The sequence below is a fragment of the Xenophilus sp. genome, from assembly GCF_044462705.1.
Classification (GTDB): Bacteria; Pseudomonadota; Gammaproteobacteria; order Burkholderiales; family Burkholderiaceae_C; genus Xenophilus; species Xenophilus azovorans.
In genome coordinates, this window is sequence record NZ_JBIQNC010000011.1 from 9,575 (window position 1) to 27,072 (window position 17,498).

Below are 17,498 nucleotides of genomic sequence, written 5' to 3' on the forward strand. Positions count from 1 at the left end.
CGCAGTTCTTCCGCCTGCTTGCGCAATTGTGCGATCTTGCTGTCGTGCTCCTGGATCTGGGAATTGATTTCGGCGAGCGTGATGGCCATTGGATAACTCCTTCCACTGAAAACGCCGCGCATTCTAATTGGAAAGATGCGCGGGACTTCAAGCAATTATCCGGTTTCTTCCAATAAACCGGCCCGGGACGCATCGGTTTGCGTTGTGCAAAACGCACATCGCAATGGCCTGCCGGCAAAGCGCCGGACAACAAAAAACCCTGTTTTCCGGTGAGAAAAACAGGGTTGCTTGATGAGCAAAAAAGGCGCCAGGGGCACGCCTCTTGGAGAAATCAACTGGGGTGGCTGATGGGACTCGAACCCACGACGACCAGAATCACAATCTGGGACTCTACCAACTGAGCTACAGCCACCGGAGAATCTGCAATTGTACTGTGAAAACGGTCAGGATCCCGCGGGCTCGGCCTGTCCGGCCGGCGCCGGGACCAGGATCTTCACCTTCAGCCGCTCCTTGAGCAGCTCGTAGTAGGCCTGCGCCTCCGCGCCGGCCACCGCCTGCGCCAGTTGGGTGCGCTCCTGCAGCTTCTGCTCGTCCGTCGGCGCGGGCCGGGACACGCCCTTGTTCACCTTCACGACGGCATAGCCCTGGGCGCCCAGGTCGACGCCCACCCAGGCCGGCAGCTTGGCGGCATCGGTGCGCAGCGCGGCCTCGATCAGTGCGGCCGGCTGCGTCGATGCCACGCCGCGGGACACGGTCGTCGCCGCCCCCAGGCTGGCGCCGGCCGCGTTCGCCTGCCACGCCTTGAGCTTGGCCTCGCCTTCCGCCTTCGCCAGCGCCGCCGCCCGCTCGCTCACCAGCCGCTCGCGCACCTGCGCCTTCACCTCTTCCAGCGGCAGCGTGCGCGCCGCGGCGTACTGGACCACGCGCCCTGCGGCGAGCTGGTTGGTGCCGACCTCGATCGCCTCGGTGTTCTGCTTGCGCTGCAGCGATTCCGGCGCGAACAGGGCCGAAAGGAAGTTGCGGCTGGCCAGCGGGCCCTTGGCGCCGGCGGCGGGCGTGCGCGTGACGCCTTCGGCCTTCTGGATGGGCAGCTTGAGCTGATCGGCCGCGCCCTGGAGGCTTTCGGGCTGCTGGTAGACCAGATCGCTCAGCGTCTCGGCCTGCTTGGCGAACTCCTGCGTCGCCTGCTGGGTGCGCACGTCGTCCTCGATGCGTGCCTTGACCTGCTCGAAGGGCGGCACCTCGGCCGGCTTGATATCGTCCAGGCGGATGATGTGGTAGCCGAACTCGGACTCCACGACGTCGCTCACGTCGCCCTTCTTCATCGCGAACATCGCGTCCTCGAACGGCTTGACCATCGCGCCGCGCGCGACGAAGTCGAGCTGGCCGCCCTTCTCCGCCGAGCCCGGGTCCTGCGAGTTCTTTTTCGCCAGATCGGCAAAGCCCGCCGGGTTCTTGCGCACTTCCGCCAGCAACTGCTCGGCCTTTGCCTTGGCCTTCTCGCGCTCGGCCGCGGGCGCGTCCTGCGGCGCGGTGATGAGGATGTGGCTGGCGCGCCGCTCTTCCGGCGTGCCGAAGCGCGACTGGTTCTGCTCGTAGTAGCTCTTCAGGTCGGCCTCGCTGACGGTCACCGCGCGCTTGGCCGCGTCCAGGTCGAGCACGATGTACTCGATGCTCGCCTGCTCGGGCGCCAGGAACTGCGCCGCATGTTCCTTGTAGTAGGTCTCGAGGTCGGCGTCGCTGACCGTGACCTTCGCGGCGAACTGCGCGGGCTCGAAGCGGGCGACCTGGATCTCGCGGCCGGCGTAGACCGCATCGAGCAGCACGTCCGCCTGGGCCTGGCTCACCAGCGCCGTGGAGGTCACGCCGGCCAGCACCTGCTGGCGCGACAGGTCCGCGCGCACCGCGGCCTCGTACTGCTCCGGCGTCATGCGCGTGGCCTGCATGAAGCGCTGCCGGTCGAACTTGCCTTCGGCATCGCGGAAGGCGGCCAGGGTCGGATCCTCGGCGAACATGCGCGCGAGCCGGTCGTCCGGCACCACTAGGTGCTCGCTGTTCGCGGCGGCGACCAGCACGCGATCGCGCACCATGCGCTCCAGCGTGGCGTAGCGCGCGGCCTCGGAGTCCAGCAGCGACGGGTCGGCCGAGGGCATCTGCTGGCGCAGGCGGTCGGCATCGTTGCGGTGCTGCGCCTCCCAGTCGGGACGGGTGATCGGGTGCCCGTCGACCACCGCGACCTTGTCGCTGCCGCGGGTGAACTCGGTGTAGCCCTCGACGCCGAACAGCACGAAGGACGGGATGATCAGCAAGAACAAGAAGAACATCAGGATCTTGTTGTGCTTGCGGAAGGTTTCAAACATGCCTGGACACTTTCTCTGGCAGCGCGCCGCAGCGCCGTGAACGACGAAGCCAAGAAAAAAGGCGAACCGTCGTTCGCCTTTTCTTCGGGTGGTGGGTGCTGACGGTCTCGAACCGCCGACCTACGCCTTGTAAGGGCGCCGCTCTACCAACTGAGCTAAGCACCCCACCGTCGGTTTCCCATCGGTTCGGCGCGTCAGTTCAACGCGTCTTTCAGCGCCTTGCCGGGACGGAACTTCGGGATCTTGGCGGCCTTGATTTTAATGGCCGTGCCGGTGCGCGGGTTGCGGCCGGTGCGCGCGGCGCGCTTGCCCACCGCGAAGGTACCGAAGCCGACGAGCGAGACCGAGCCGCCTTTTTTCAACGTGGTGCGGATGGCACCGATGGTGGACTCCAGCGCCCGGGTGGCGGCCGCCTTGGAGATGTCGGCGTTCTTTGCGATGTGCTCAATCAGTTCGGTCTTGTTCACAAGGACCCCTTGTCCGGAAGAAGGTTGATCGGGTGCGTCGGAGAACGAAAGCGGCCCACCGGCGATGCCGGGAACGACGATTGGAGGGTGGGAGGCAGTTCCGACGCTCGGCAGCGCGCTGCCGACAGGGATTAAAGCCACGCCATCAGGGGGTGTCAATACGACGTGCCCCCGCTGGCGCAACGAGGGCGCGATTCTAGGGGCCTTTCGTGAAGTCTTCGCTCAAAGCGCCTCGGCGATGGCGCGGCCCAGGTCCTGCGTGCGTGCGCTGCCGCCGATGTCGGGCGTGCGCGGCGCGCCGCTGCCGGGCGTGAGCGCTTTCTCGATCGCCGCGAGGATCGCGTCGTGCGCGTCCTTGTGGCCGAGGAACTCCAGCATCATCGCGCCGCACCAGATCTGCCCGATGGGGTTGGCGATGCCCTTGCCCGCGATGTCCGGCGCCGAGCCGTGCACGGGCTCGAAGAGCGAGGGCGTGGTGCGCTCCGGGTTGAGGTTGGCGCTGGGCGCGATGCCGATGGTGCCGGTGCAGGCCGGGCCCAGGTCCGACAGGATGTCGCCGAACAGGTTGCTCGCCACCACCACGTCGAAGAAGTCGGGACGCTGCACGAAATGCGCCGTGAGGATGTCGATGTGGAACTTGTCCAGCCTCACATCGGGATACGTCTTTGCCATCTGTGCAACACGCTCGTCCCAGTACGGCATGGTGATCGAGATGCCGTTGCTCTTGGTGGCGCTGGTCAGGTGCTTCTTCGGGCGCGATTGCGCCAGGTCAAAAGCGAACTTCAGCACGCGGTCCACGCCGTGGCGCGACATCACCGTCTCCTGCACCACGATCTCGCGCGGCGTGCCTTCGTACATGCGCCCGCCGATGCTGGAGTACTCGCCCTCGGTGTTCTCGCGCACGATGTACATGTCGATCTCGCCGGGCTCGCGCGGGCTGCCGTCGCGGCGCACCACCGGCGCGGTGATGCCGGGCATCAGGCGCGCGGGGCGCAGGTTGATGTACTGGTCGAACTCGCGGCGGAACAGCAGCAGCGAGCCCCACAGCGAGACGTGGTCGGGGATCTTCTCGGGCCAGCCGACGGCGCCGAAGAAGATGGCGTCGTGGCCGCCGATCTGCTCTTTCCAGTCGTCGGGCAGCATCTTGCCGTGCTTCTCGCAGTAGTCCCAGCTGGAGAAGTCGAAGTGGTCGAAGGCCAGGTCGATGCCGAACTTGCGGGCCGCCGCGTCGACGACGCGCAGGCCCTCGGGCATGGTCTCCTTGCCGATGCCGTCGCCGGCGATCACGGCGATGCGCTTCTTGCTGCTCATGGTGTCTCGTCCTCGTTGAAGAATGAAAGGGCCTCGGAGGCCAGCGCCTCGGGCGCCTCCTCCGGAATGTAGTGGCCGCAGGGCAGCGCCCCGCCGCTCACCTGGCGGGCGCGCTCGCGCCACAGCGCCAGCACGTCGAAGCAGCGGCCGACCACGCCGTGCGCGCCCCACAGCACGCGCAGCGGCTGCGCGAGCAGGCGGCCGGCGGCGACGTCCTCGCGGTCGTGATCGAGGTCGATGCCGGCGCTGGCGCGGTAGTCCTCGCACACGCCGCGGGCGGCGCCGGGCAGCGCCATGCAGCGCTCGTACTCGGCCAGCGCCTCCGGCGCGAAAGGCGCCAGCCCGGCATGCCGGCCGCCCATCACGCTGCGCACGTAGCGCGCCGGGTCGGCCTCGATCAGCGCCTCGGGCAGCGGCGGCGGCTGGACGAGGAAGAACCAGTGCCAGTAGGCGCGCGCGAAGGCCTCGGTGGTGCCTTCGTACATCGCCAGCGTGGGCGCGATGTCGAGCAGCAGCAGGCGCGACACCGCTCCGGGATGGTCCGCCGCCAGCCGGTGCGCCACGCGCGCGCCGCGGTCGTGCGCCAGCACGCCGAAGCGCTCGAAGCCGTGGCTGCGCATCGCCGCGAGCGCGTCCAGCGCCATCTCGCGCTTGCTGTAGGCGAGGTGCTGCGCATCGGTTTCGGGACGGCCCGAATCGCCATAGCCGCGCAGGTCCAGCAGCACCAGCGTGAAGCGTTCGGCCAGCCGCGGCGCCACCCGATGCCAGATCACGTGCGTCTGCGGATGGCCGTGCAGCAGCAGCAGGGGCGCGCCCTGCCCGCCGATGCGGCCGTGCACGCGCACGCCGTCGCGCAGGAGGTCGAAGGGAGTGAAGTCGTCCAGCACGGCGTCATTGTGCGTTGCGCCCTGGGCTCGATCAAGAAACAATAGCCGAACCAACTCTTTCCGAACTGGAATGAATTCCCTGGACCGACCGGACCTCGAACTGGTGCTCGCCGTGCGCGACGGCGGCAGCCTCGCCGCGGCGGCGCAGGCGCTCGGCCTGGCGCCCTCGGTCGTCACCAAGCGGCTGGCGGCGCTCGAATCGCGGCTGGGCCAGCGCCTCTTCGAGCGCACCACGCGACGCCTGGCGCTCACGCGCGAGGGCGAGGCCGTGTGCACCCACGCACGCGGCCTGCTCGACGGCTTCGCCGCGCTGGAGGCCGAGCTGCGCGAGCGCCAGCAGGGCCTGGCCGGCACGCTGCGCCTGGCCGCCACGCTGGGCTTCGGCCGGCGCTGGGTGGGGCCAGCGCTGGCGCAGTTCCAGCAGGCGCATCCCCAGCTTCGCATCGAGCTGACGCTGACCGAGCGGCTGCCCGAACTGGCGGCCGAGGGCTTCGACGGGGCCGTGTGGCTGTGGTCCGTGCAGTCGCGCCACGCGGCCGACTGGACCACCCGCCGGCTGGCGCGCAACCAGCGCGTGGTGGTCGCGGCGCCGTCGTACCTGAAGGCGCACGGCACGCCCGACACGCCCGAGTCGCTGACGCGCCATGCCTGCCTGCGCGTGCGGGAGCACGAGGAGGCCGGCCGGCCGGCGCAGGCCCCCGCACACTGGGCGCTGCGCCACGAGCGCGACGGCACGCTGCACCGCGTGCGCGTCGACGGCCCGCTGGCCAGCAATTCCGGCGAACTGGTGCGCGACTGGTGCCTGGCCGGCCACGGGCTGATGCTGCGCAGCCTGTGGGACGTGGCCCCGCTGATCGCCGAGGGCCGCCTGGTGCGCGTGCTGCCGCGCCACGCGATGACCGACGCCGACATCCTCTGGATCGCGCCCTGGCAGCCGAAGACGCCGCGCCGCGTGCGCCTGCTGGTCGATGCGCTGGCCGAGCGCTTCCGCGCCGAGCCGTGGAAGTCCGGCCGGGCCGGATGAACGGCGTCAGCGCTGCCGCACGACCAGCCCCACGCCGACGGCCGTGAGCGCGATGCCGGCCACCGTCAGCGCGGTGATCGGCTCGCCGAAGAGCAGCCACGCCATCACCGCCGTGCAGGGCGGCACCAGGTACAGCAGGCTGGTCACCGCCGTGGCCGTGCCGCGCTGGATCAGCAGGTACAGCAGCGAGTTGCCGCCCAGCGTGAGGGCCAGCACCGACCAGGCCATGGCGCCGATCGACTCCGCGTTCCAGACGATCGGCTGAGCCTCCAGCCACAGCGCCAGCGGCAGGGTGACGGCCAGCGCGGCGATCTGCTGCACCGCGCTGGCGGTACGCACGTCGCAGGGCGCGACGAAGCGCTTCTGGTAGAGCGTGCCGACGGTGATGGACAGCAGCGCCAGCACGGCCAGCGACATGGTCAGCGCGTTCACCTCGCCGCCCTGCCCCAGCTTGCGCCACACGACCAGCGCCAGCCCCGCGAAGCCCAGCAGCAGGCCCACCCACTGGCGTGCCGTGACGCGGCCGCCGTGCATCGCCAGCCACAGCGCGGTGAGCACCGGCTGGATGCCGACCAGCAGCGCCACCAGCCCCGAGCCCATGCCCGCCTTGACGGCGGCCCACACGCCGCCCAGGTAGCCGGCCTGCATCAGCACGCCGGTGATGGCCAGGTGCAGAACCTGCGTGCGCGAGCGCGGCCACACCGCCGCGCCGGCCCGGGCCCAAAGGCACAGCGCCACGGCCGACAGCGCGTAGCGCACGGCGAGGTACTTGAGCGGCGGCGCGTGCGGCATCGCGTAGCGCGCCACGATGAAGCCGGTGCTCCAGATCAGCACGAAGACCACCGGCATGGCGCGCAGCCAGCCGTCGGCCTGCGCCCCGCGGCCGGGGCTCATCGCGCCCGCGCCCGGATCTCGGGAATGGCCTTTTGCAGGTAGTACACCATCGACCAGACGGTGAGCACCGCCGAGAGCCAGATCAGCCACTGGCCCCAGAGGCCGGTGTCGATCAGGCCGAACAGCCGGCCGTCGAACAGCAGGAAGGGAATGGCCACCATCTGCACCGTGGTCTTGACCTTGCCGATCATGTGCACCGCCACGCTCTTGCCCGCACCGATGGTCGCCATCCACTCGCGCAGGGCGGAGATGGCGATCTCGCGGCCGATGATGATGAGGGCCACGAACACGTCGCAGCGGTTCAGGTGCACCAGCACCAGCAGCGAGGCGCACACCAGGAACTTGTCGGCCACCGGGTCGAGGAAGGCGCCGAAGGCGGAGGTCTGGTTGAGCTTGCGCGCGAGGAAGCCGTCGAGCCAGTCGGTGGCGGCGAAGACGATGAACATCACCGTCGCGATGAGGTTGCGCACCGGCTCGGCCAGCGGCAGGTAGAACACCCCGACGATCAGAGGAATCGCGACGATGCGCGTCCAGGTCATGATGGTGGGGAGCGTCCAGAACATGGCGGGGATTGTGTCATGCGGCCGCGGCGGCGCCGGCCGCCGGGGTCAATGCAGCGCGCGGTAGATCTCTTCGGCCAGATCGATGGCGATGCCGTCGACCGAGGCGATGTCCTCCACGCTGGCCGCCGCCACGCCGCGGATGCCGCCGAAGCGCTGCAGCAGACGCGCGCGGCGCTTGGGGCCGATGCCGGGGATGTCCTCCAACTGGCTGCCGCCCACGCGCACCTTGGCCCGCTTGGCGCGCATGCCGGTGATGGCGAAGCGGTGCGCCTCGTCGCGGATCTGCGCCACCAGCATCAGCGCAGCCGAGTCGCGGCCCAGGTACACCTTGTCGCGGCCGTCGGCGAAGACCAGTTCCTCCAGCCCCACCTTGCGGCCCTCGCCCTTCTCGACGCCGGCGATCAGCGCCAGCGGCAGGCCCAGCTCGGTGAAGACCTCGCGCGCCATGCTCACCTGCCCCTTGCCGCCGTCGACCAGCACCAGGTCGGGCATGCGCGCGGCCAGCGTGCCGGGCTTCGCATCGGCGCCGCCGCCGTCGCCCGGCGTGGGCGCGTCGGCCTCGGAGGCCATGGCCTCGGCGATCTTGCCGTAGCGGCGGTGCAGCACCTGCCGCATGGCGGCGTAGTCGTCGCCGGGCGTGATGCCCTCGATGTTGTAGCGGCGGTACTCGCGGTTCTGCATCGCGTGGTGCTCGAAGACAACGCACGAGGCCTGCGTCGCCTCGCCCGCCGTGTGCGAGATGTCGAAGCACTCGATGCGGAAGCTGTCCAGGTCGTCGGGCGCGAGTTCCAGCGCATCGACCAGCGCGCGCGTGCGCGCCTGCTGCGAGCCCTCCTCGGCCAGCAGGCGGGCGAGCTGGATGTCGGCGTTCTTCTGCGCCATCTCCAGCCACAGGCGCCGCTGCGCGCGCGGCTGGAAGACGGCGGTGATGCGCGCGCCGCCCTGCTGCGCCAGCGCCTCGATCAGCTCGCGGCCCACCACCTCGCCCAGCACCAGCGTGGGCGGCGCGGGCGCGTCGATGTAGTGCTGCGCGAGGAAGGCCTCGAGCACCTGGCGCTCGACGGATTCGGCCAGCGCGCCGTCCGCCGGTGCGCTGGCCTCGTCGGCGCCCTCGGCCTGCGCCACCAGCGCCGCGTCCTCCACGTGCGCCGGGAAGTACGCGCGGTCGCCCAGGTGCCGGCCGCCGCGCACCATCGCCAGGTTCACGCAGGCCTTGCCGCCGTGCACCTTCACGGCCAGGATGTCCACGTCCTTGTCGGAGGCGATCTCCACCGACTGCTGGTGCAGCACCTTCGACAGCGCCGACATGCGGTTGCGCAGCTCGGCCGCCTGCTCGAATTCGAGCTTCTCGGCGTGCGCCATCATGCGCGCCTCCAGCTCCGACAGCACCTGCTGCGTGTCGCCGCGCAGGAAGGCCTCGGCGTCGGACACGTCGCCCGCGTAGGCCTCGGCCGAGATGTGGCCCACGCAGGGCGCGCTGCAGCGCTTGATCTGGTAGAGCAGGCAGGGCCGCGTGCGGTTGGCATACACCGTGTCCTCGCAGGTGCGGATGCGGAACACCTTCTGCAGCAGTTGGATGGTGTCCTTGACCGCCCAGGCGCTCGGGTAGGGGCCGAAGTAGCGGTGCTTGCGGTCGGTCGCGCCGCGGTAGTAGGCCAGGCGCGGGAAGGCGTGGCTGGCGATCTTGAGGTAGGGGTAGCTCTTGTCGTCGCGGAACAGGATGTTGTAGCGCGGCTTGAGCGTCTTGATGAGGTTGTTCTCCAGCAGCAGCGCCTCGGCCTCGGAACGCACCACCGTCGTCTCCATGCGCGCGATCTTGCCCACCATGTGGCCGATGCGGGTGCCGGCGTGGTTCTTCTGGAAGTAGCTCGAGACGCGCTTCTTCAGGTTGCGCGCCTTGCCCACGTAGAGCACGCCGCCGGCCGCGTCGAAATAGCGGTACACCCCCGGCATCGAGGGCAGCGCCGCCACCTCGGCCAGCAGTTGTTCGGAATGCGCTTGCGACATGACGGCTATTGTGGCGCGCCGACAATCGCCGCATGCGCTGGGACATCTTCTGCCGAGTCATCGACAACCACGGCGACCTGGGCGTGTGCTGGCGTCTCGCGCGCCAGCTCGCCGATGCGGGCGAGGCGCCCCGCCTGTGGGTCGACGACGGCGCGGCGCTGGACTGGATGGCTCCGCAGCGCGCCGGCGTGGAGGTCGTCGACTGGTCCGACCCGGCCGCCGAAGAGGCCGCGCTGGCCGCGCCGGCACCCGACGTGCTGGTCGAGGCCTTCGGCTGCAACCCCTCGCCAGCACTGGTCGAACGCTTCGCCGCCGGGCCGGGCACCACGCATCCGCGCGCCTGGATCAACCTGGAATACCTCTCCGCCGAAGCGCACGTCGAGCGGCTGCACACCCTGCCCTCGCCGGTGTTCCGCGGGCCGGGAGCCGGGCTGACGAAGTGGTTCTTCTACCCCGGCTTCACGTCCGGCACCGGCGGGCTGCTGCGCGAGCCGGATCTCGCCGCGCGCCAGGCCGCGTTCGACCGTGGTGCGTGGCTGCAGGCGCAGCGCATCGACTGGCGCCCGGGCGAGCGCCTCGTCTCGCTCTTCTGCTACGAGCCGCCCGCGCTGGAGGCAGTGCTGGCCGGCATGGCCTGCGGCAGCGAGCCGACGCACCTGTTGGTCACGCCGGGGCGCGCCGCGGCGGCGGTGCGCGCCCTGCCCGCGCTGGCGGCCGGCGCCGGGCGGCTGCGCGTCAGCGAGCTGCCCTGGCTGGCCCAGCCCGACTACGACCACCTGCTGTGGAGCTGCGAGCTGAACTTCGTGCGCGGCGAGGACTCGCTGGTGCGCGCTCTGTGGGCCGGCGCGCCGCTAGTCTGGCACATCTACCCGCAGGACGACGACGCGCACCACGCCAAGCTCGCGGCCTGGCTGGACTGGATGCAGGCCCCGCCCTCGCTGCGCGCCCTGCATTTGGCCTGGAACGGCGCGAACGCCCCCCCGGCGCAGGTCGCGGCGCCGGCGGACGGGGCCCTCGCCGACTGGCGGCAGGCCGTGCAGGCCGCGCGCGCCCGGCTGCTGGCGCAGGACGACCTCCTCACCCAGTTGCGGCGCTTCGTCGGGGCCGGGGTAAAATAGTGGGCTTTGCGAAGAAAGGCAGCCCGGCCCACCGGGGCCGCCGGCCTTTTCGCCCCACCCGCCGCGGGTTGGCAGCGCACCGTCACATCTCTTTCGGGCAGCCTGCCGCGCCGAGCGGCCCAACGTCCTCGCAAGGACCTTCACTCATGAAAATCGCTCAAGAAATCCGCGCCGGCAACGTGATCATGCACGGCAAGGACCCGATGGTCGTGCTCAAGACCGAATACAGCCGCGGCGGCCGCAACAGTGCCACGGTGCGCATGAAGCTCAAGGCCCTGCTCAACAACATGGGCACCGAAGTCGTCTTCAAGGCCGACGACAAGATGGACCAGATCGTGCTGGACAAGAAGGAGTGCACCTACTCCTACTTCGCCGACCCGATGTACGTCTTCATGGACACCGAGTACAACCAGTACGAGGTCGAGGCCGAGAACATGGGCGACGCCCTGCACTACCTGGAAGACGGCATGGCCGTCGAGGTGGTGTTCTACGACGGCAAGGCCATCTCGGTGGAACTGCCCACCAGCGTCGAGCGCGAGATCACCTGGACCGAGCCGGCCGTCAAGGGCGACACCTCGGGCAAGGTGCTCAAGCCCGCCAAGATCGCCACCGGCTTCGAGGTAAACGTGCCGCTGTTCGTGGACCAGGGCGACAGGATCGAGATCGACACGCGCACGGGCGAATACCGCAAGCGGGTCTGATGCGGCACACTTCGGAACCCTTGGAAAAGAGCCCTGCGAGGGCTCTTTTCTTTTGGAGACGCCCGAACTGCCTTTCTGCTCGCCGATGCCGCCCTCCCCCGATGCGCTCTCGCTGGTCTCGCTATCCACCGCCCTCGGCACGGGACTGCTGATCGGCCTGGTCTACGAACGCCGCAAGGGCGAGGACCCGAGCATCGCCGGCGGCCTGCGCTCGCACACGCTGGCCGCGCTGATGGGCGTGGTGTCGCTGTGGCTGGGCCTGCCGGTGTTCACCGTCGCCGTGCTGCTGACCGGCGTCTTCGTCGCGCTGGGCTACTGGCGCACCAGCCAGACCGACCTGGGCGTGACCTCGGAGCTGGCGCTGGTGTCGAGCTGCCTGCTCGGCGGACTGGCGCTGCGCCAGCCCGCCATCGCGGGCGCGCTGGCGGTGCTGGTGGCAATCCTCGTCTTCGCCAAGTCGCGCCTGCACCGCTTCAGCCGCGAGCTGATCAGCAACCGCGAGCTCGCCGACGGCCTGATGCTGCTGGCCTTCGCGCTGATCGTGCTGCCGCTGCTGCCCGACCGCACCGTCGACCCCTGGGGCCTGCTGAACCCGGCCACCGTCTGGACGCTGGCGGTGCTGGTGATGGCGATCAGCGCGCTGGGCCACGTCGCGCTGCGGCTGGTGGGCACGCGCTGGGGGCTGCTGGCGGCGGGCTTCTTTTCCGGCTACGTCTCCTCGACCGCCGCCACCGCCGGCTTCGGCAAACAGGCGCAGCAGCAGCCGGCGCTGCTGCCCTCGGCCATCGGCGCCGCGATGCTGGCCAACCTGGCCTCGCTGAGCCTGTTCGTGCCGATCCTGCTGGCGGTGGCGCCGGGCCTGCTGCCCGGCGTGCGCTGGATCCTGCTGGCCGCCGGCCTCGTGCTGCTGCTGGGCTCGGCCTTCGGCCTGCGCCGCGGGCAGCAGACCGAGGCCGCGCCGCCCACCGCCGAGACGCGCATGTTCCGCATCGGCCACGCGCTCGGCTTCGCAGCGACGATCACCGCGGTGATGGTGGGCTCGAAGCTGCTGGGCCAGTGGCTCGGCCCCGGCGGCGCCCTGGCCGCGACGCTGCTGGCGGCGCTGGTCGAACTGCAGTCGGCCGCGGCCGGCGTGGCCAGCCTGTACCGCGACGGCGTGCTCGACGAACGGCTGGCGCGCTGGGCCGTGGTCGGGCTGCTGGCGGCCAGCGCGGCGGCGAAGTCGCTGGTGGCCTTCACCAGCGGCGGGGCACGCTACGGCATCCGCATCACGATCGGCCTGACGGGGATGACGCTGGCCGCCGCCCTGGCCGCGGCACTGCCGTGAAGGCGCCTGTAAGCTGGCGCGATGGACACCGCCGCACCTGACGCCACCCCCGCCGTCCGCACCGAGACCGACGGCCCTGTCGCCACCATCGTCCTGAGCCGCCCGCACTGCCGCAACGCGGTGGACGGCCCCACCGCCGCGCTGCTGCGCCGGGACTTCGAACGCTTCGAAGCCGACGACAGCCTGCGCGTGGCGGTGCTGTGGGGCGAGCATGGCAGCTTCTGCGCCGGCGCCGACCTGGGCGCGGTGGGCGATCCCGCGCGCCGCAACGAGCTGGACCCGGAAGGCGGCGGCAGCGGCCCGATGGGGCCGACGCGCATGGCGCTCGCCAAGCCGCTGGTCGCCGCCATCGCCGGCCATGCGGTGGCGGGCGGGCTGGAGCTGGCGCTGCTGGCCGACTTGCGCGTGGCCGAGGAGGACGCAGTGCTCGGCGTCTTCTGCCGGCGCTGGGGCGTGCCCCTGATCGACGGCGGCACGGTGCGGCTGCCGCGCCTGGTCGGCATGGGGCGGGCGCTGGACCTGATCCTGACCGGCCGGCCGGTGCCCGCGGACGAGGCGCTGGCCATGGGCCTGGTCAACCGCATGGTGCCGCGCGGCCGGGCGCGCGCCGAGGCCGAGGCGCTGGCGCGGCAGATCGCCGCCTTCCCGCAGCAGTGCATGCTGGCCGACCGCGCCAGCGCCTACGCGCAGTGGGACCTGCCGCTGGCCGAGGCGCTGCGCCGCGAGGGCCGCGACGGCGTGCCCATCGTGGCGGCCGAAGGTGCCGCCGGCGCGGCGCGCTTCGTGGCCGGCGCGGGCCGCCACGGGCGCTTCTGAGCGCGGCGGCGGCGTGCGCGGCAGGCGCACAATGCACGCCCCGCATCACATCGACCGCTCCCGCGGGGTGCCGCCCGGCGCACCCGCCCGCCACTGCCGCATGTCTTCGAAGAACGCCACCCACCGCCTCCACGACAAACGCCTCGCCGACGCCTGGGCCACGCTGCAGGCCCACGCCGACCAGGGCCTGCCGCTGGACAAGGACCCTTCCCGCCTCGCCTTCGCCGACCCCGAATTCCTGCTGCGCCGCGAGACGCGCGGCCTGCGCATGCAACTGGAGCTGATGAAGCCCGACCTGGAGATGCAGGCCCACGGCATCGAGAACACCATCGTCGTCTTCGGCAGCGCGCGCTTCCGCAGCGAGGAAGAGAGCGCCGCGCTGATCGCCCAGGCCGAGGCGCAGGGCGACGCGAAGGCCGCCGCACGCTGGCGCCGGCTGGCGCGCGGCAGCCACTACTACGAGCAGGCGCGCGCCTTCGGCAAGCTGGTCGCCCACTACAGCGACGACAAGGAGCCGGCCGACAAGCTCTTCGTGTGCACCGGCGGCGGCCCCGGCATCATGCAGGCGGCCAACCGCGGCGCCTACGAGGGCGGCGGCCTCTCGGTGGGCCTGTCGATCGCGCTGCCGATGGAGGAAGCCGCCAACCCCTACATCACGCCGGCGCTGTCGTTCAAGTTCCACTACTTCGCCATCCGCAAGATGCACTTCATGATGCGGGCGAAGGCGCTGGTGGCCTTCCCGGGCGGCTTCGGCACGCTGGACGAGCTGTTCGAGGTCGTCACCCTGGTGCAGACGCGCAAGTCCAGGCAGGTGCCGATCGTGCTGTTCGGCTCGGAGTACTGGAAGCGGCTGATCGACTTCGAGTTCCTGGCGGAAGAAGGCGTGATCTCGCCGGAGGACGTGAACCTCTTCGAGTACGTGGACACGCCCGAGGACGCCTGGTCGGTGATCGAGCGCTTCTACAAGCTGTAGTTCGGTCGCAGCCGACGCCGCTCACTGCTGCCGCACGCCCTGCGCCAGCAGGCTCAGGGTCGCCAGCTGCGCGACCAGCGCCGGCCGCTGCGAGGCGCGCAGGCCGGCGATCGCGCCCTGCAGCAGGTCGGCGCAGCGGCCCAGGCCCGACCGGCGCAGGCGCTCGGCCTGCGCGTCGGCGCGCGCGGCCAGGCCACCGCCCTGGTGGCGCAGGCCCTGCCGCAGCCATTGGACGAGCAACTCCAGCGTGTCGGCGGCCAGCCGCGCCAGGGGCGGCGCCTCGTCGTGCGCGCCGTGCAGCGGCAGCGGGTGCGGCGGCGGCGTCTCCACCTGCAGCACCACGGCGCGCTGCGCGGTGAGCAGCGCCAGCGGCTGCATCACGGCCCGGCCGGCCTGCAGGCGGACGGTGCCGGCGACGGCGCGCAGCGGGCCCCACTCGCCGGCCAGGGCGCGGGCCAGCGCGTCCACCGCGCCGGGCGCGGCGGCGCGATGGGGCAACTCGATCCACAGCCGGTCCTCGGGCGCCGGGTCGGTGCCTTCGGCCGCGATCTGCGCATGCAGCGTCTGCGCGGCGGCGTCCCAGTGGGTGTGCAGCGCGGCCATGCCGTCGAAGGCCAGCACGTGCAGCGCGCCGGCGGCGCCGGTCGCCGCGCCGGTGGCCGCCTGGCGCGGCTGCACGAAGCCGGGCGGCGCATCGCGCAACTGCGCCACCAGCGCCGCCACGCCGGGCTGGCGCAGCGGGGCGGCGAGTTCGTCCCACGAGCGGGGCGACAGCGGCAGCACGCCGGTCTGCCGCACGCCGGCCGCGATGTCGATCAGGCCGTTGGCGCGGCGCGTGGCCGCCTTGGTGACGACCTGGCCGGCGGCCACCTGGCGCAGCGGAAAGCCGGCCACGCGCCGGCCCGCCAGGGGCGACGGCTGCCCGCCGGCGGCCGCATCGGCCGCACGCGGCCAGTGGCGTTCGAGCACCGTGACGGCCTGCGTGTCGGGATCGGCGAAGAGCACGCTCGCGCCCTCCGCGTCCTCCTGCGACCACAGCGCGGCGCCGAGCGAGACCAGCCGCAGGTGATCCAGCGCGACCTCGCCCTTCACGCCGACGCCGAGGATCTGGCTGGCATGCAGCGCGGGCCGGTCGCCCTGCTGCGCCCGCGCCTCGGCATAGCCCGCCGCCCGCAGGCGCGCCCACAGCTCGGCCATCACGGCCAGCAGGCGCTGCGCGTCGAAACGGCTGCTGCGCGCCTGCTGTGCCTGCAGCAGTTGCCACAGCTCGTCCAGCGCGTCGTCCACCCAGCGCCAGCCGAGCGCCTGCACCCGCGCACGCACCGCCTCGAAGCGGGCCGCCAGGCCCATGAGCGGCTGGCTCGACCCGTCCAGCCACAGGGCGTGCAGCAGGCCGTCGATCTGCGTCCGGGCCGCCTGCGCGGCCTCGGTCTGCAGCGCCGCGGCGGGCGGCGCAGGCGCTTCGCCGTCGGCGCCGCGCGGGGCCACCTCCACCATGATCTCTCCGGCACCGGGGGCCGGCGCGCCGGCATCGCGGAAGGCCCACACGGCCAGCACCACGTGGGGGCAGCCGCTGCCCTGGCGGCAGTCGCAGCGCGCATGCGCCAGCGAGCTGCGCGAGAAGAAGCGCACGCTGCACATCGGCAGGCGCGCCGAGGGCGTCGCCCCCGGCTGCACCGCCACCACGGGCCGCGAGGCCGCCAGCCGCGCCGCCTGCTCCAGCACCGAAGGCGCGAAGCCGGCCGCCAGCGCGGCGTCGTCGAACTGCGCCGGCGACCAGGGGCCGTCGGCGTCGTCCTCGGCCTCCGGCGCCGCGGCCTCCGAAGCGGCGCCGGCCTGCGCCTGGTAGGCCAGCACCAGCATCACCCGGTGCCGGCACATGCCGCTGGCCGGGCAGTCGCAGGCCGCGTCGCGCAGGGTGCGTCCGGGCGGCAGGCGGGTGCAGACGCCGTCGTCGAAATGCGCGCTCACCGTGCCGTCGCCGGCCTCCTCCACGCGCGGCAGCAGGCCGGCGGCTACATCCTTCTGCGCGCGCTTGACGAAGCCGGCATTGGCCAGCGCCGTCAGCGCCTCGGGGGTGAGTTCAAGCAGGTCGGCGCGTGCCATCAGCCCTGCACTTTTTCTGCAAGCCAGCCGGCCAGTTGGCCCGGCGTCATGGCGCCGACCTGCGCGCCCTCCTTCACCAGGCGCGCCGCCATCTCGCGGTCGTAGGCGGGCTCGGCCTGCGAATCCAGCGCCGCGAGGCCGAGCACCCTGGCGCCCGATTCGACCAGCGCCTTCACGCGCCGCACCAGTTCGCCGGCGCTGCCGCCCTCGTAGAAATCGCTCACCAGCACCACGATGCTCCGGCCAGGGTTGGCGACGAGCGACTGCGCGTAGGCCACCGCTCGGGCGATGTCGGTGCCGCCGCCGAGCTGCACCTTCATCAGCAGTTCCACCGGGTCCGACACGTCGGCCGTGAGGTCCACCACCTCGGTGTCGAAGGCCACGAGGCGCGTGCGCATGCCGGGCAACTGCCACAGGCAGGCGGCCATCACCGCGCTGTGGATCACCGAGTCCACCATCGAGCCGCTCTGGTCGATCAGCAGGATGATGTCCCACGGCTCGACGTGGCGGCGCGTGCGGCTGTTGAAGATCGGCGTCTCCAGGTACAGCCGCCGGCGCGCCGGGTCGTAGCGGTGCAGGTTGGCGGCAAGGGTGCGCTTGAAGTCGAAGTTGCGCGCGATCTTCATGCGCGAGCGCCGGCGCCGGTCGCGCGTGCCGCTGAAGGCCTGGCGCACCTCGGTGGCCATCTTCTCCATGATGCGGCGCACCACCTCGGCCACCAGCCTGCGCGCCGCGGCCAGCACCTCGGGGTTCATCAGGTGCTTGGTGTGCAGCACGGCGCGCAGCAGCGATTCCGACGGCTCGATGCGCTCCAGCACCTCCAGGTTGGTCACCACCTCGTCGATGCCGTAGCGCTCCACCGCGTCGCGCTCCAGCCGCTCGATCACCTCCTTGGGAAAGAGCGTGTGGATGGCGTTGATCCACTCCGGCGTGCTGAGGGCCGA

Annotated in this window: 15 protein-coding genes and 2 tRNA genes; 6 read left to right on the forward strand and 11 right to left on the reverse strand. The window is 71.5% G+C overall.

Annotation, left to right across the window (positions count from 1 at the left end):
- Positions 1–336: 336 nt before the first annotated feature.
- From ACIY1X_RS03900 to ACIY1X_RS03925, 6 genes are all read right to left on the reverse strand, one after another.
- Positions 337–412 (reverse strand) — tRNA-His (locus ACIY1X_RS03900).
- A 31-nt stretch (positions 413–443) separates the two neighbouring features.
- The gene (locus tag ACIY1X_RS03905) at positions 444–2,360 is read right to left on the reverse strand and encodes a SurA N-terminal domain-containing protein (protein ID WP_399678135.1); all 1,917 of its coding nucleotides are present in this window, start codon (positions 2,358–2,360) and stop codon (positions 444–446) included.
- Between the two features lie 89 nt (positions 2,361–2,449).
- Positions 2,450–2,525, reverse strand: a tRNA-Val gene (locus ACIY1X_RS03910).
- A 29-nt stretch (positions 2,526–2,554) separates the two neighbouring features.
- Positions 2,555–2,827 carry an HU family DNA-binding protein gene (locus tag ACIY1X_RS03915; protein WP_038209407.1) on the reverse strand — a complete coding sequence of 91 codons (273 nt, stop codon included), beginning with the start codon at positions 2,825–2,827 and terminating at the stop codon, positions 2,555–2,557.
- A 222-nt stretch (positions 2,828–3,049) separates the two neighbouring features.
- Complete coding sequence (locus ACIY1X_RS03920) at positions 3,050–4,138, reverse strand: tartrate dehydrogenase (protein WP_399678136.1); 1,089 nt, start codon at positions 4,136–4,138, stop codon at positions 3,050–3,052.
- A complete protein-coding gene (locus ACIY1X_RS03925; RefSeq protein ID WP_399678176.1) occupies positions 4,135–5,022 on the reverse strand; it encodes an alpha/beta fold hydrolase in 888 nt (295 codons plus the stop codon). Before ACIY1X_RS03925 ends, ACIY1X_RS03920 begins: the two co-directional genes overlap by 4 nt.
- A gap of 82 nt (positions 5,023–5,104) precedes the next feature.
- Between ACIY1X_RS03925 and ACIY1X_RS03930 the strand changes: the two genes are divergently transcribed.
- Complete coding sequence (locus tag ACIY1X_RS03930) at positions 5,105–6,049, forward strand: LysR substrate-binding domain-containing protein (protein WP_245610724.1); 945 nt, start codon at positions 5,105–5,107, stop codon at positions 6,047–6,049.
- Between the two features lie 6 nt (positions 6,050–6,055).
- Here ACIY1X_RS03930 and ACIY1X_RS03935 read toward each other — a convergent pair whose 3' ends face one another.
- From ACIY1X_RS03935 to uvrC, 3 genes are read right to left on the reverse strand one after another with little or no spacing between them, the layout of a single operon-like run.
- The gene (locus ACIY1X_RS03935) at positions 6,056–6,943 is read right to left on the reverse strand and encodes a DMT family transporter (protein WP_399678137.1); all 888 of its coding nucleotides are present in this window, start codon (positions 6,941–6,943) and stop codon (positions 6,056–6,058) included.
- Positions 6,940–7,506: a CDP-diacylglycerol--glycerol-3-phosphate 3-phosphatidyltransferase gene (gene pgsA, locus ACIY1X_RS03940; RefSeq protein WP_038209392.1), complete on the reverse strand. Its 567-nt coding sequence runs from the start codon at positions 7,504–7,506 to the stop codon at positions 6,940–6,942. The genes ACIY1X_RS03935 and pgsA overlap by 4 nt, the downstream gene beginning before the upstream one ends.
- 45 nt (positions 7,507–7,551) lie before the next feature.
- Positions 7,552–9,513, reverse strand: coding sequence for an excinuclease ABC subunit UvrC (gene uvrC / locus ACIY1X_RS03945; protein WP_399678139.1), 1,962 nt, complete (start codon positions 9,511–9,513; stop codon positions 7,552–7,554).
- Between the two features lie 32 nt (positions 9,514–9,545).
- Between uvrC and earP the strand changes: the two genes are divergently transcribed.
- The 5 genes from earP (at position 9,546) to ACIY1X_RS03970 (ending at position 14,448) form a co-directional block, all read left to right on the forward strand.
- The gene (gene earP, locus ACIY1X_RS03950) at positions 9,546–10,631 is read left to right on the forward strand and encodes an elongation factor P maturation arginine rhamnosyltransferase EarP (RefSeq protein ID WP_399678140.1); all 1,086 of its coding nucleotides are present in this window, start codon (positions 9,546–9,548) and stop codon (positions 10,629–10,631) included.
- A 146-nt stretch (positions 10,632–10,777) separates the two neighbouring features.
- Positions 10,778–11,332, forward strand: coding sequence for an elongation factor P (gene efp / locus ACIY1X_RS03955; RefSeq protein ID WP_038209387.1), 555 nt, complete (start codon positions 10,778–10,780; stop codon positions 11,330–11,332).
- 85 nt (positions 11,333–11,417) lie between these two features.
- Entirely contained in the window at positions 11,418–12,659 is a 1,242-nt protein-coding gene (locus tag ACIY1X_RS03960; protein ID WP_399678142.1) for an MgtC/SapB family protein, read from the forward strand.
- Positions 12,660–12,680: 21 nt separating this feature from the next.
- On the forward strand, positions 12,681–13,475 hold the full coding sequence (locus ACIY1X_RS03965) for a crotonase/enoyl-CoA hydratase family protein (RefSeq protein WP_399678143.1): 795 nt from the start codon (positions 12,681–12,683) through the stop codon (positions 13,473–13,475).
- Between the two features lie 100 nt (positions 13,476–13,575).
- Positions 13,576–14,448: a TIGR00730 family Rossman fold protein gene (locus ACIY1X_RS03970; protein WP_399678145.1), complete on the forward strand. Its 873-nt coding sequence runs from the start codon at positions 13,576–13,578 to the stop codon at positions 14,446–14,448.
- 21 nt (positions 14,449–14,469) lie between these two features.
- Here ACIY1X_RS03970 and ACIY1X_RS03975 read toward each other — a convergent pair whose 3' ends face one another.
- Entirely contained in the window at positions 14,470–16,554 is a 2,085-nt protein-coding gene (locus tag ACIY1X_RS03975) for an SWIM zinc finger family protein (protein ID WP_399678147.1), read from the reverse strand.
- Positions 16,554–17,498 (reverse strand): vWA domain-containing protein (locus ACIY1X_RS03980; protein WP_399678148.1); only part of this gene is annotated, 945 nt, incomplete at its 5' end. The genes ACIY1X_RS03980 and ACIY1X_RS03975, both read right to left, overlap by 1 nt.